This window comes from Pandoraea commovens (assembly GCF_024704525.1).
Classification (GTDB): domain Bacteria; phylum Pseudomonadota; class Gammaproteobacteria; order Burkholderiales; family Burkholderiaceae; genus Pandoraea; species Pandoraea commovens.
The window spans coordinates 1853164-1867400 of record NZ_CP102780.1; the positions used below are offsets into that span (position 1 = coordinate 1853164).

Here is a 14237-nt window from a genome sequence, read left to right on the forward strand (position 1 = left end):
GTCGTACAAGCTTGCGCGAGTATAACGCGCCGATGTTGCCTTGCATGACGTCGTAACCAACAACCCGCAGCCGGCCCCACAGCGAGTCTTACAGCGGTGCCGTCTCTTCTGCGGGACGGAGCAACCGTTGGCGGCGCAGCGTGCGCACGCTGTCGAACACGATGAGCGCCACGCCGATCCAGATCGGCACGTACGTCCAGAGCCCGCGTTCGGTGAAGGGCTCACCCAACAACGTGATCGACACAGCGAACAGCAGCACCGGCTCCACGTAGCCCAGAATGCCGTAAAGCCCGATAGGCAACACGCGTGCGGCAGCGAATGTGCTTGCGAGCGCGCTCGCGCTGAGCAGACCCAGCGCGGGCAGCCAGAACCAGAAGCGCGGCTCGGCGAGTACCGGCGCGTTTTGCCCCCACGCGTGCCAGACCAGAAAGATGGCGACCGGCGCCATCGCGAGCATCTCCAGAATGAAGCCGCTCAGGGCGTCCAGATGCAGGCGGCGGCGCAGCAGGAAGTAGGGCGGGTAGCCGAACATGATGACGGCCGTCACCCAGGACAGTGCCCGCGTCGCCCAGAGTTCATGCGCGACCCCGAGCGCGGCGAAGACGACGGCAGCTGTCTGCAAGGGGCTCAGGCGCTCCTTGTAGACGGTGCGACCCGCCAGCACCATCGTGAGCGGCAGCAGGAAGTAACCGAGCGAGGCGTCGAGCATGCGCTGTTGCAGCGGTGCCCAGACGAACAGCCAGAGCTGGACGCCCAACATCGCGGCGCACAAAAGGACCGCGCCGAGCAGCGCAGGGCGGTGAAAGACGTGTGAGAACGTGCTGCCGACGATTTCCCAGCGGCGCAACGCCGTGACGATGACCAGCGTGCCGGGCAGGGTGAGCAGGATGCGCCATGCAAAGACGTCCAGTCCCGAGAGGGGCGACAATTGCGCCACGAGCGCGGGCATAACGGAAAACATGACCGACGCCGATACGGAAAGCATCACGCCGCGACCGGAAAGCATGGGAGTCCTGTGAGAGGGGGCAAATCAGGCCGCGAGCATAGCAAATTTGCACCAGTATTGGGCACTCCCGGCGCACGGGCCGCCAGATATATTTACGCGCCGAATGTCGTCGCCGCGTCACCGGCGAGCGCGTATCATCGCGATTCACCGAGTGATTTCACCATTTGCCGCATCGTGCGGCACCTTCGCAGGAGATTCGTGCATGTCGTCCGTTCCCGCTGTTGCCGAATATGCGGCGTTCGCCGCCTCGCTTGCCGACGCCGTCCGCCCGCTGTCGATGGGCTGGTTCCGCCGTCGTCTCGCGGTCGACGACAAGGCTGACGAAAGCCCCGTCACGATTGCCGACCGCGAAGTCGAGACAGCGCTGCGCGAGAAGATCGCCGCACGCTATCCGTCGCACGGCATCTGGGGCGAGGAGTTCGGTAAAACCGGTGTGGACGCCGAGTTCGTCTGGTCGGTCGACCCGATCGACGGCACGCGCAGCTTCATCACGGGGCATCCGCTGTGGGGCACATTGCTTGCGTTGCTGCAAAACGGCAACCCGGTCGTCGGCGTGATCGATATGCCTGCCACAGGCGAGCGATGGGTGGGTGTGAACGACGCCGCTGCGGGCGTGCGCGAAGCGCGCTTCGGTGGCGAGCTGTGCGCGACGAGCCCGGTCACCACGCTGGCCGACGCGACCGTCTATGCCACGTCGCCCGACATTTTCGATGCGGCGGAGTATGCCCGGTTCGAACGCCTGACGAAGGCCGTCAGCCGTCGTCGTTTCGGTGGCGATTGCTACGCCTACGGGCTACTCGCGAGCGGGCACATCGAACTGGTGATGGAAGCGGGCTTGCAGACGTACGATTATCTGGCCGTAGCCCCTGTGGTCGAGGCGGCCGGTGGTGTCATTACCGATTGGGAAGGCAAGCCGCTGACGCTCACGTCGCAGGGGCAGGTGCTGGCGGCCGCCAACGCCGAGCTGCACGCGGCGGCGCTGGCTTGCATTCGCGGCTGAGGCCGCAGTTGGCCATGCGGTGAATGGACGAGCCACGCAAGCCCGTCCCCTTCAGATCATCCGAATTAAGCCGCCTGACGAGGCATGCCGCGCCAGATGCGCGGCAGCAGCACGCCAAGCACGATGCCGCGCGTGGCGAGGAATGCCATCAGCGCGACCCACAAGCCGTGATTGCCCCACGCCTCAATCGTGAAGGGCATTACCGTGCCAAACACCAGCAGACCGATCAGCGACGACGTGAGCAATTCGCGTGTACGCGTTGCGCCGATGAAGACGCCATCCAACTGAAAACACCAGACGGCGACGATAGGCGAGAGCACCGCCCACGGCAGGAATTCGCGTGCGGTTTCACGTAGCGTCGCCTGATCGGTGAGCGCGTCGATGATGACGCCGCCTACCATCGCGTAGACGAGCGCGAACGCCACGGCGCACCCGAGCGCCCATCCCAGAGAGAGTCGAATCGCGTGCAACAGCGCCTGTCGTTGTCGTGCCCCGATGTAGGCGCCGACGAGGGCTTCGGCGGCATGCGCGAAGCCGTCGAGGCCATAAGCCATGAACGTCTGGAAGTTCAGCAGCAGGGCGTTAGCGGCGAGCGTGGTGTCGCCCAGACGCGCTCCCACGCGGGCAAACCACGCGAACGCGAGTTGCAGAAACAGCGTGCGCAGGAAGATGTCGAGATTCAGGCGCAGCAAACGCCAGAGCGCTGCGCGCTCGACGAGCGTGGCCACCCGTAGCGGCGGCAGATTGGGCGTGCGCGCAAGCCAGAGCAGCCACGCCCCGAGCACGAAACCGAGCAGATCGGCCAGCGCCGTCGCCCATGCAATGCCCGCGACCCCCCAGCCGAAGCCGCGAACGAACGCGAGCACGGCGACGATGTTCACCACATTGATGAACACCTGCACCGCCAGTCCCTGACGCACACGCTGACACGCGAGCAAATAGCCCAGCACCACGTAATTGCCAAGCGCGAAGGGGGCAGCGAGGATACGGATGCTCGCGTACTCTCGTGCCAGCGCCTGCACTTGCTCGCTGCCGCCGAGCCACGAGACGCCCAGCGACACCAGCGGCACGCGTAACACGAGCAACACCGCGCCGATGGAGAAGGCCAGCGCCAGCGCACGGGCGAGTGTGTCGCGAAGCCGTGGTGCATCTTGCGCGCCGAAGGCCTGCGCCGCGAGACCGGTCGTGCCCATGCGCAGGAACGAGAATCCCCAGAAGATCAGGTTCAGCAGCAGTCCGCCGAGCGCGACACCGCCTAGATACGTCGGGCCTGGCAAATGACCGGCCACGGCGGTGTCCACGGCCGAGAGCAAGGGCTGGGTGAGATTGGCGAGCACGATCGGCACCGCCAGACGAAGCAATTGCCGGTGACCGGCGGCCGCAGGGGCAGGGTTCATGAGTGAGCGTTGCGGCAGCCGTTCATGGCGGCACCGTCGGAATCCGCACGAGGCGGCAGGTTGTGAGTGCGCCGATTATAAGGTTTCGTGACGTTATGACGCACATCGCGCGCGATGTGGACTGATGATGCGGGTAAGCGGACGGTACAATGTGCCACTTCTCTGTCTTCACTGAAAGTCTGCGCATGTCGTCCTCGTCGCTTTCAATCGTCTCGCCCGTCACGTCCGTCATGACCTTCCTCGTCGCACATCGCCCTCATAGACGTTATGCTTTGGTGGCCGCACTATGTCTGGCAAGCCTGCCTGCGCTGGCCGACGTGACGCTGCAACGCGGCCCGCCGCCGCCGCGCTTCGAAGATCCGCACGCCGCGCCCAACGGCGAGTTCTGGGTGCCGGGCTACTGGCAATGGAAGGACGGCCGCTACGACTGGGTGGACGGACACATGGAAGCCAAGCGCCCCGGCATGCGCTACACCCCGCCGCACTGGGAAGAGACCGGTGTCCATGAATGGACGCTGCGCGACGGCAAGTGGGACGCCACCGGCTGGGGGCCGGGCACCATCCACGAAATCCGCGCACCGAAGTAACGCCCTCATCTATCGTCCCACGACGTCATGCCGTGTGGCCGACGTTCGTCGACTATTAATCAGGATTCCGACATAGTGAGTGGAATTGTGGGCTTGACGCGCACAAGGTGGAGACCTTACGCGAAACCTGTTGACACGTCCGGAACGTTGAACAATACTATGCCCACACCGCGTCGCCTCGAAATGCGGAACAGTCGCAGATAGCGTAATTTTAATTACTTGTGCTACCTGATTGCGCGACGATCGTGCAACTTTCACAGGTAATAAGTGCGCCGTGTGCGCCTTCCCTACATAAACGCCTGGCGGTTCCCGCACAGGTGCAAAACGTACGACCGATACACGGTCTGCTGTCTCTCGATTGGCGTGGCTGATGCCGCGACGATCTGTCGTTTTCCGAAGTCTCGTATGCCGGACGTAGGCCGCCAAGTGCGGTAGCCCGTCGCCGAAGCGCGACATGTGGCAGGAGCCTGTATGCAGTGTTCAGTTCCGCTGTTCGATGCTGTGCCGTTGATCACCGTGTTCGTCTGCGTCGTCCTGGGTCAACTGCTCGGGCGAATCAAGTTCGGCCCTATTCAGCTCGGTGGCGTGTGCGGCGCGCTGCTTGTCGCATTGCTCGTGGGACAGACCGGCTGCATGGTCGAAGGCTCGCTCAAAGATTTCGCCTTTGCGCTGTTCATCTTTGCGATGGGCTTTTCTGCCGGTCCCCAGTTCGTTGAGAACCTGAACCTGCGCGGCCTGCGCTTCGGCGTGCTCTCCATCATCGAAGTGGTGTTCGTGTTCGGCATCGTCATGCTGGCCGTGAAATTCCTCAGTCTCGATCCGGGCACGGCGGGTGGTCTGGCGGCCGGTGCGGCAACGGAATCGGCGATGGTCGGCACGGCCATCGAAGCGCTGGGACGCCTCGGGCTCGATCCAGAAGCCTTCAAGGCCTGGCAGGCCAACGTCGTCACGGCTTACACGCTCACTTACGTGTTCGGCCTCATCACCATCGTCCTGTTCACCAATCTGCTCGCCCCGCGTTTGCTCGGCATCGATCTGAAAGCCGACAGTGCACGTCTGGCCAAGGAGATGGAGGACGAGAACGGTGAGGAACTCGGCGCCCCGGCCGCGCCCGATCTCGTCGGGCGCAGCTATCGCGTGGCGCACCCCGGACTCACTGTCGCCGCGCTCGAAGCCGCGCTGGACGGACGTGTCGCCATCGAACGGGTGCGCCGCGCCGCGACGCAAGTGGCCGTTGCTCAGAACCTCACGTTGGAACCCAACGACGAACTGCTGCTCGTTGGCCGTCGCGACGCCATGCTCGACGCGCACGCGCTCATCGGCCCGGAAGTCGCGGGTACCGAGACGAGCGACATCGTGCTGGTGGAGCGCGATTTCATCATGACGAATAAGGAAGCCGAAGGGCGCACCGTTGCCGATCTGCGACGCGAAGCGCCAGTGGAGCTGCGCCACGGCGTGTTCGTCAAATCCGTCAAACGCATGGGCATGCAGTTGCCGTCGCTCAACAAAATTCCGCTGCAACGCGGCGACGTGGTGACGTTGCAAGGCTTGCAGGAAGACGTGGAGCGCGCGGGTGCCGTGATGGGCAAAGCCGTGCCGTACGGCAATAAGACGAGCCTTGTTTTCGTGGGCCTCGCGCTGATCGTCGGCCTTTGCATCGGACACTTGTCGGTGCATATCGGCGGCGCACCGATGACGCTCGGTTCGGGCGGCGGCGCGCTGGTTTCGGGGCTGGCGAGCGGTTGGCTGCTGTCGCGTCGGCCGACGTGGGGCACGTTCCCGCCGGCCGCTTACGAATTGCTCAAAGACCTTGGGCTGGCGGTGTTCGTGGTGTGCGTCGGCCTGTCGGCCGGGCCGCAGGCGGCGGTGCTGCTGCGCGAACACGGCATGGCGCTGCCGGTCGTGGGGATCTGCGTTTCGCTCATTCCGGCGCTCGTGTCGCTGTGGGTGGGTCACAAGTTGCTGCGCATCGACGGCCCGATTCTGATCGGCGCCATCGCAGGTCAGCAGGCAAGCACGCCTGCCATCAGCGCAGTGGTGCAAACCGCGAACAGCGCATTGCCGGTCGTGGGGTACACGGTGACGTACGCCCTGTCGAACGTGCTGCTGCCGCTCATGGGACCGGCGGTGGTTTTCGTCGCCCATCAGTTTTCGCGTTAGCGAGTCGGCGCTGGCTCCCCCGCCAGCGGCCGCATTCATCTTTTTGACGGAGGTTCTGCCGTGGAACTGGTGCATACGATTCTTAATCATGTCCCGGAGGTCGCGATTTTCCTGTCGCTCGCCCTCGGGTACGCCATCGGGGCGATCAAGTTCGGTTCGTTCCAGCTAGGGGGCGTGGGTGGCTCGCTGCTGGTGGCCGTGGTCGTCTCGCAAATCGGTATTTCGGTCGACGCTGGCGTGAAGAGCATCATGTTTGCGCTGTTCATCTACGCCGTGGGTTACGAAAGCGGTCCGCAGTTCTTCAGTTCGCTCTCGCGCAAAACGCTGCGTGAGATCGGCATGGCCGTGTTCCTTGCCGCATCCGGTCTGGTCACGGTGCTGATCTGCGCGAAGATCTTCGGCTTCGACAAAGGCCTCGCCGCCGGTGTGGCGGGTGGTGGTCTCACGCAGTCCGCCATCATCGGTACGGCGGGCGACGCCATTTCGCGCCTCGGCTTACCTGCGGACGAAGTGAAGCGCCTGCAATCCGAAGTCGCCATCGGTTACGCGGTGACGTACATCTTCGGCAGTCTTGGCGCGATCATCGTGTGCGCGTCGCTCGTGCCGAAGCTCATGGGCCGCACGCTCAAGGAAGACTCGAAGAAGGCCGAGCTCGAAATGGCCGGTGGCCGTGCGGTCCTCTCCGCCGATCAGGTCGACTCGCTGCCGGCGCTCGTGGGTCGCGTCTATCGCGTGACGACCGGTGCAGGCAAGCGCGTGATCGAGATCGAGAAGCAACTGACCGATGGCGTGACCATCGAACGGCTGCGTCGCAAAGGCAAGATCATCATCGCGACCGACGATCTCGTGCTCGAAGCGGGCGACGACGTCATGCTCATCGGTCGACGTGAAGCGGCCACCGAAGCCTGGCGTCTGCTCGGCGACGAACAACGTCCGTCCGCCGATCTCGATATCGCACTGCGCATGCAGGAAGTCGTGTTCGCGCGCAAGGGCGGCAACGGCAAGACGCTCGGCGAACTCAAGGCCGGTGTGGAGCGCGACGTTAAGCATGGCGTGTACATCGCGAAGATCATGCGGATGGGCCAGCCCGTGCCGATTCTCGACGACACCATCATTTATCACGGCGACGTGGTCACGCTGTACGGTGCCGACAGCGACGTGCAACGCGCCGCCAAGGAAGCCGGTTATCCGGTCGCGTACTCGGTGAAGACCGACTACGTGTACATGGGCATCGGTATCGTCTTCGGCTTGCTGATCGGCTACATCGTGGTCAAGGTCGGCGGCATTCCGCTCACGCTGGGCAGCGGTGGCGGTGCGCTGCTCGCGGGTCTGGTCTTCGGCTGGCTGCGTGGCAAGCATCCGACGTTCGGCGCGATGCCGCTTGCGGCAAGCTCGTTGCTCAAGGAGTTGGGGCTGGCGACGTTCGTGACCTGCGTGGGGCTCTCCGCCGGTGCGCAAGCCTGGCAGACGTTGCAGCAAAGCGGCATTTCGATCTTCGTTGCCGGGGTGATCGTCACCATCGTGCCGTTGTTGCTCACGTATCTGTTCGGACGCTATGTGCTGCGCTACGACAACGTGGCCATTCTGGCGGGTGCGCTGTCCGGCTCGCGCAGTGCGAATCCGGCCTTCGGCGAAATTCTGGACAAGGCCGAGAGCAACGTGCCGACCGTGCCGTTCGCCATCACCTACGCCATCGCCAACGTGCTGCTCACGCTGCTCGGACCGCTGGTGGTGTCGCTGACCTGAGGCCACGACCGTCCCCTATGGCTTTTATCTGATTGATGCATTCGTCCCGATCGTCCGTCGCTGCCCCCGCAAGACGGCATCGCTATGGGTTGTAAGTGGTTGTTCATGGAGAAATTGCTATGAAATCGAAGGAACTCGACGCACTCGCCAAACTCAGCCCGTTCGAATTCAAGGACACGCTGATCGAACTCGCACAGGAAAATGGCGCGCAGCGCTCGATGCTCAACGCGGGTCGCGGTAACCCGAACTTCCTGGCGCTCGAACCGCGCCATGGCTTCTTCCAACTGGGGCTGTTCGCGTTGTCCGAAGCCGAGCGCCAGTTCACGTACATGCCGGAAGGCGTGGGCGGCATTCCGCCGGGCAAGGGCGTGGAAGCCCGCTGGCAAGACTTCGCGCGTGAGAACCAGCACGCGCCGGGCGTGAAGTTCCTGGAAAAATCGATCTCGTACGTGCGCGATCAGATGGGGCTCGTCGTCGAGGATTTCCTCACGGAGATGGTGCACGGCATTCTCGGGTGTAACTATCCGGTGCCGGACCGCATGCTGCGCAATACCGAGAAGATCTCGGCGAAGTATCTGCGTCGCGAGATGGTCGGACGTCACCCGTTCGTGGGCAACTTCGACCTGTTCGCGGTCGAAGGCGGCACTGCGGCCATGACGTATCTGTTCAACACGCTCAAGACGAACCATCTGCTGCAAGCGGGCGATTCGATTGCGCTGGGCATGCCGATCTTCACGCCGTATATCGAGATCCCGGAACTGGCCGACTATCAGCTTCACGAAGTCAATCTGAATGCCGATCCGGATCTGGGCTGGCAGTACTCGAAGAAGGAACTCGACAAGCTGCTCGATCCGAAGATCAAGGCGTTCTTCCTCGTGAACCCGAGCAACCCGCCGTCGGTGAAGATGGACGACGCTTCGCTCGAACATCTTGCCGCTATCGTCAAGAAGCGCCCGGACCTGATCATCCTGACCGACGACGTCTACGGCACGTTTGCCGACGACTTCCGCTCGCTGTTCGCGATTGCGCCGTACAACACCATCCTCGTGTACTCGTACTCGAAGTATTTCGGGGCGACGGGCTGGCGTCTCGGCGCGATTGCCACGCACGAGAAGAATGTCTTAGACGACAAGATCGCCAAACTGCCCAAGGCGCAGCGTGAAGGGCTCAATGCACGCTACTCGTCGATCACGACGGAGCCGGAAAAGCTCAAGTTCATCGACCGTCTCGTGGCCGACAGCCGCGCTGTGGCACTCAACCACACGGCAGGTCTGTCGACGCCGCAGCAGGTGCAAATGGCGCTCTTCTCGCTGTTCTGCCTGATGGACGAGCCGGACGCGTACAAGCATGCCGTGAAGCGCATCATCCGCCGCCGCAAGGCCGTGATGTATCGCGCGGCGGGGATCTCGGAAGAAAGCGGGCCGAACACCGTCGACTACTACAACATCCTCGATCTTGAGGTGTTGGGTACGAAGATCTACGGCAAGGCGTTCGTGGACTGGTTCATGAAGAACATCGATCCGTCGGAGGTGCTGTTCCGTCTGGCCAAGGAAAGCGGCGTCGTGCTGCTGCCGGGGCGCGGCTTCGGTACGTTGCACCCCTCGGGTCGGGTGTCGCTCGCGAACCTCAACGAACCGGACTACATCCAGATCGGTGCGACGGTGCGCAAACTCATGGACGAGTACAACGAACGCTTCCTCGCTGGCGGAAAAGGTGGGAAGAAGAAGTAATTGACGTGATGACGACGGTGCTGCGTCCTGACGGGGACGCGGCATCGGCTGGCCCCCCTCGGTCGCCCCTCCATGGCGATCGACCATTGCCCGGGAACCCACTTCCCGGGCTTTTTTTGCGATGTGGAATCGCAAAATAAAATGCCCGCACGAGGCGGGCAAAAATCACTACAGGGGAAGTCACGCGATAAGAGTGGCAATCCCGCGAAAGAGTTCCCGGGGAATTTGGGCGTTTCGTGACTGGCAGAGCGTCACCCGATCGACGTAAAATAGCCCCTTGTCGCTACGTCACCCCCCTCATGTCGAAAGCGGCGCACGACGCTTGCGGACGGCAACGGTGTGGGGTGGGATTTTCAGGTGTCGAATGTCGGTAAAGCCGGTCGTGCGGAGTCGCCTCCTGCTGGCCGCGTGTCTGAGTGCCGGAATACCGGTGGGCGCGCACGCACAATCTCTCTTCTCGGATCCTAATCCGCCGTGTTTCACTGAGCAGAATGCTGTGTCCTACGGACTGTGGGACCGCGGACTGGCGCCTCAGTATTTTGTGCCGCCCCCACCACCGCCTGCACCGCCCGTGGTGGAGGATCCGGGGGCGTCCACCGATCCGATTGCACTGTTCGCTGGCGACGATCCGAACGCGATCGCTGCGTCCGTCGATCGGGAGGCCGCGAAGCGTGCGGCCGATGCGGCTGCGGCCGCGGCTTCAAACCCAACCACATCCGCAGGTGACCCGTCCGCGTCATCCGATCCGTCGCAAACCGTCGCAGCAGACGGCGCGAGCGCAGCGTCTGCCGAGACGCCGGTCGTCTCCCCGACACCGCCTTCGCCGCCACTGCCTGCAGGCGAGTTCGCCGTCGCGCCGGAGTTGAGCGCGGACGGCACCGCGATCCACGCCGTCGATATCGATGCCGTGGCCTCAGGCGCTACCGCCGCCGCTAGCGAGCCGCAGCCATTGCCCGACGTTGCACCGCCCAACACGTTCCTCGCACGCGCATCGTGCCTGCGCGGCATGCCGCGTCACGAGAGTCTGGCGAACCGCAACATCCGCATGCTGATGCGTCGCGGACTCGTGGTGCGCGACGACCAACTGCCTTTCGTCGCCACGCGTAGCCGCACGCCGGGCGAGGGCGCTATCGGGCTTCAGGTACTCAACGACCGTCCGTATCAGTTCAACGTCGGCATGAACAACAGCGGCATGACGACCACCGGCAAGATGCAGGGCACCGCCAATCTGCTGATGAACAACCCGCTGGGGATGTACGGCAAGCTCGATACGAAGCTCAGTCAGGATTTGCAGAATGCGCGACGTGATGCGACCAACCGCGATCTGACGGCCAACTATTCGGTACCCATCGACGCCGACTGGACCGTCGGCATCACCGGCTCCACCAATGCCGCCACCGATCAGATTGCAACGGGCACCACGCAGACGCAGACGCTCCAATGGCGTGTGCGTCGCGCGTTCGATGTGACGTCCAACGGGACGACTGGCCTCGAACTGCGCTACAACCGCAGTCGCACCGAGGATCCGAACGCGATCCACACCTACGACAGTTACGCCGAGGTGGGGCTGAGTCACACGCATTATCTGGGGACGTCGAAGCTGGACTTGTCGGTGATGCAGCGCTTGAACGCGCCGTGGATGCCCGCAGCGAGCGGCCCGCCCGGCTGGTCCTATCGCTTCCAGTCGATCGACGCGAAGCTCACCGTACCGTTCTGACGAAGTCCATTACGGTATCGAGCGATACCGTTCTCACGAGCGACGCGGGCATGTCCGCGAAGTGCTCGCTCTGCCCGAACAGAATCACGGGCTTGCCGTAGTGCACGGCGAGCCCGACTTCGTTGCGCGTGCCGTGATTGCCGGGCAGGGCGACGATGGCGTCGCTCGAGAGCACGTTGATGTGATTGCGCGAAAGGGTCCCGGGCGGCGCGTCGGGCAGATGACGCGGCAGCGGGCTGAGGATCGGCACTTCGACGAACGGGTTCGGATAGCCGGGCACTGCGCGGAACGTACCAGGCACACCCGTCTGCCCATCGTCGCCATCATCCGTGCCACCGACTGCCTCCGTCGGCACGATGCCGATGCTACGACCGATGCGTTGCGGCACGGCGCAGAACGCTTCGCTCACGCTCGTCATCACTCCCTGTCCACCACCGGTAAGCAAGTGAAAGCCAGCGAGCGCCAGCGCACGGCCGAGCGGCACGGCAAGTTCGGGCCACGGCTGTTTGCCGGACCCCATCACGCCAATGGTCTTGGGACGCAGGGGAAGGGTCATATCGGAACGTGAGCCACGCGCAGTGCGGGGAGGTGAGGGCGCTGCCGATGATAAACGAAGTGGGCAGACGAAGTGTCAGGGCAAAAAAAACCCGCCGGGTTGGCGGGTGAGGAAGCAGGCCTCCCACGGGGAAGTGAAAGCCTGGTCTCGCGAGGTGTTTGCGAGACCCGTGTAGTATCGTGATCCAGACGTCTGTTGGCTATGGGCTAAGTCCTAAAGTGCATGTCAGACGCTTTCCAATTCTGTTTCCTATCCTTTCTGACGTAACCCGGTGCCAGAGATGACCGAACCGACCGAAACCACACCGGCCAGTGCCGCCCAGATCGCTGCCCTGAAGGCGTTGCGCGCCGCATTGCTTGCCCAGCACAAGGTGCTGATCGACTACGACCGTCAGCAATACGAAGGGGTTTTCGGTGCGGTGCCGACTGGCCGCTTCGTCCAGTTGTTCACCGAAGACCCCTGGTTCCGCTGGCTCGATCCTGTCTCGCGCCTGATCGTTGCACTCGACGAATGGCAGGAGCAGGAGCCGCCGCTCGCCGAGGCTGGCATTGCACTGGCCGACGAAGCCGCGCGACTGTTCCGTCGTACCGGCGGCAAAGAAGACGAGTTCGGCGAACGCTATCTGCTGGCACTGCAGAAGTCGCCGGAAGCTGGCATGGGCCAGAGCCAGGTGATGGCCGCGTTGCGTGCTACGCCGCAGTCGCCCGCTCCCGACGCCTGAATGCGCAGCGTGCCCGCCGCCGCAAACTGAGAAGGATGCCGAGATGTCGTCTCATGTGTCGGCAAACGAGGAGGCGGGCGGTTGAGCAGGGAGGGGGCAGACCGTCAAGCCGAATATTTGTTCCTTCTCTGACCGTTTTTTGAGCAAGGCTCTTGACAGCCCCTGTTCACGGGGCGACTCGGAAGTCGACGTCAGGTTATCCAGTGGGTTATCCACAAAGGGTGTGGACAACTTTTTTGTGGCTGACCCCCAAGCCGTCGGCGCACCCTTGTCATCCCATTTCCGACACACCGCCGCCGCGTCCGATCGACATGACTACCACTCCCATCGTGCTCCTCGTGCTGCTCTCGGCTCTGATGCACGCCACCTGGAACGCCTTCCTTCACGCGAGTCCCGATCGTCTCTGGCAAGTCGGCATGATGGCCGTGCCACAGTTGCTCACCGCCGTCGTCGGCATTGCGGTGCTGCCGATACCGCCCGTCGAGGTCTGGCCGCTCATTCTCCTGTCCGCATGTGCGCAGGTGGCGTACACGGCGGCGCTCATCCGCGCCTATCGCGTGGGCGAGTTCGGACAGATCTATCCGATCGCGCGTGGCATCTCGCCGCTACTGATCTCGGGGGCGGCGCTACTGCTCGCGGGTGAACTTCCGCGCTGGATTGCGGTGATCGGCATCGCGTGCATCTGTATCGGCATTCTGACGCTCGCGTTGCGTGGGCGGCGTCTGTCCGGCGACAGCGTGCCTGCCGCCTTGCTCACCGGCGTGTTCATTGCGGCCTATACGATTGTGGATGGGTTCGGCATTCGCCTGACGAACAGCAGTGGCGGGAACGGCTTCGCGTACATCGCGTGGGCGTACTTGTTTGCGAGCGTGCCGCTGGTCGGGGCAGTGTGGAAGTGGCGGGGCGGATGGCGCGGCATGTTCCTCGAGCCGCGCCGTCGGGTGGCGCAAGCGCTGGGTGCGGGCGTGGTGGCGCAATGCGCCTACGGCATGGTGGTCTTCGCGCTGCAATTTCTGCCGATGGGTGTGGTGTCGGCGTTGCGCGAATCGAGCGCCATCTTTGCGGTGCTGCTGGGCTGGCTGTTCATGCGGGAGAAACTCAACGCGAGGCGTATCGTCGCATGCAGTCTGGTTGTCGGCGGTGCGGTACTCATCAAGCTTGGGGCCTGAATGGGCGCCTGAGGCGGCATTGGCGTCTGCCAACGAAATCAGGCGCAATCGTTTCCACGAGCGCGCCCGATGTCACGGCCGGACCTCGCGTCCTGCCGATAAGTCCAGATGAATATCAGCTGCGCGGCCAGAGTTCGGCGCGATGCGCGGTGATGGCGGCCACGACGATCTCGCGCATGCCATGCCCGTCCGTCGTCTCCAGATGTTCCAGAATCGTCATGCGCATGCGCGGCGCCCAGAAGCGACGCAGATGGCCGGCGATGTTCTCAAGCGCTTCGCCGCGATCGGGCATCGTCTCGAAGAAATCCCCGATCTGATTGGCCATCTTGACCAGATTGTCGGTGTCCATGATCTGTCTTGTCCCCTGTGATCGTTCTCTGTCGATGCATTGCACCGGTTCGCTTGGCCAATCTCGCGTCCGCCGCGCCGTCTGTTGGCAATAGACGGC

At 63.4% G+C, this 14237-nt stretch carries 12 protein-coding genes; 8 read left to right on the forward strand and 4 right to left on the reverse strand.

Annotated features, from left to right (window positions below; genetic code table 11):
- Positions 1-88: 88 nt before the first annotated feature.
- Entirely contained in the window at positions 89-1006 is a 918-nt protein-coding gene (gene rarD / locus NTU39_RS08770) for an EamA family transporter RarD (protein ID WP_257959675.1), read from the reverse strand.
- Positions 1007-1208: 202 nt separating this feature from the next.
- Here rarD and hisN point away from each other — a divergent pair, with 202 nt between their 5' ends.
- On the forward strand, positions 1209-2006 hold the full coding sequence (gene hisN / locus NTU39_RS08775; protein WP_150665670.1) for a histidinol-phosphatase: 798 nt from the start codon (positions 1209-1211) through the stop codon (positions 2004-2006).
- 65 nt (positions 2007-2071) lie between these two features.
- Here the strand turns inward: hisN and NTU39_RS08780 are convergent, their stop codons facing one another.
- Entirely contained in the window at positions 2072-3403 is a 1332-nt protein-coding gene (locus NTU39_RS08780; RefSeq protein WP_150665669.1) for an MATE family efflux transporter, read from the reverse strand.
- A 275-nt stretch (positions 3404-3678) separates the two neighbouring features.
- On the opposite strand from NTU39_RS08780, the gene NTU39_RS08785 reads away from it, so the two are divergent.
- From NTU39_RS08785 to NTU39_RS08805, 5 genes are all read left to right on the forward strand, one after another.
- A complete protein-coding gene (locus tag NTU39_RS08785; protein WP_174984943.1) occupies positions 3679-3990 on the forward strand; it encodes a YXWGXW repeat-containing protein in 312 nt (103 codons plus the stop codon).
- A gap of 471 nt (positions 3991-4461) precedes the next feature.
- Complete coding sequence (gene aspT / locus NTU39_RS08790; protein ID WP_257959676.1) at positions 4462-6150, forward strand: aspartate-alanine antiporter; 1689 nt, start codon at positions 4462-4464, stop codon at positions 6148-6150.
- A gap of 60 nt (positions 6151-6210) precedes the next feature.
- Positions 6211-7896: an aspartate-alanine antiporter gene (gene aspT, locus NTU39_RS08795; protein WP_150665666.1), complete on the forward strand. Its 1686-nt coding sequence runs from the start codon at positions 6211-6213 to the stop codon at positions 7894-7896.
- A 119-nt stretch (positions 7897-8015) separates the two neighbouring features.
- Entirely contained in the window at positions 8016-9626 is a 1611-nt protein-coding gene (locus NTU39_RS08800) for a bifunctional aspartate transaminase/aspartate 4-decarboxylase (protein WP_150665665.1), read from the forward strand.
- A 496-nt stretch (positions 9627-10122) separates the two neighbouring features.
- On the forward strand, positions 10123-11343 hold the full coding sequence (locus NTU39_RS08805) for a ShlB/FhaC/HecB family hemolysin secretion/activation protein (RefSeq protein WP_150665664.1): 1221 nt from the start codon (positions 10123-10125) through the stop codon (positions 11341-11343).
- On the opposite strand, the gene NTU39_RS08810 is transcribed toward NTU39_RS08805, so the two are convergent.
- The gene (locus tag NTU39_RS08810; RefSeq protein WP_246184685.1) at positions 11327-11899 is read right to left on the reverse strand and encodes an SLOG cluster 4 domain-containing protein; all 573 of its coding nucleotides are present in this window, start codon (positions 11897-11899) and stop codon (positions 11327-11329) included. The two genes, NTU39_RS08805 and NTU39_RS08810, sit on opposite strands and share 17 nt — an antisense overlap.
- A gap of 280 nt (positions 11900-12179) precedes the next feature.
- On the opposite strand from NTU39_RS08810, the gene NTU39_RS08815 reads away from it, so the two are divergent.
- On the forward strand, positions 12180-12620 hold the full coding sequence (locus NTU39_RS08815) for a hypothetical protein (RefSeq protein WP_150665663.1): 441 nt from the start codon (positions 12180-12182) through the stop codon (positions 12618-12620).
- A 311-nt stretch (positions 12621-12931) separates the two neighbouring features.
- The gene (locus NTU39_RS08820) at positions 12932-13789 is read left to right on the forward strand and encodes an EamA family transporter (RefSeq protein ID WP_257959677.1); all 858 of its coding nucleotides are present in this window, start codon (positions 12932-12934) and stop codon (positions 13787-13789) included.
- A gap of 115 nt (positions 13790-13904) precedes the next feature.
- Here the strand turns inward: NTU39_RS08820 and NTU39_RS08825 are convergent, their stop codons facing one another.
- Positions 13905-14138, reverse strand: a complete 234-nt coding sequence (locus NTU39_RS08825) for a formate dehydrogenase subunit delta (RefSeq protein WP_150576520.1) — start codon at positions 14136-14138, stop codon at positions 13905-13907.
- Between the last annotated feature and the right edge of the window lie 99 nt (positions 14139-14237).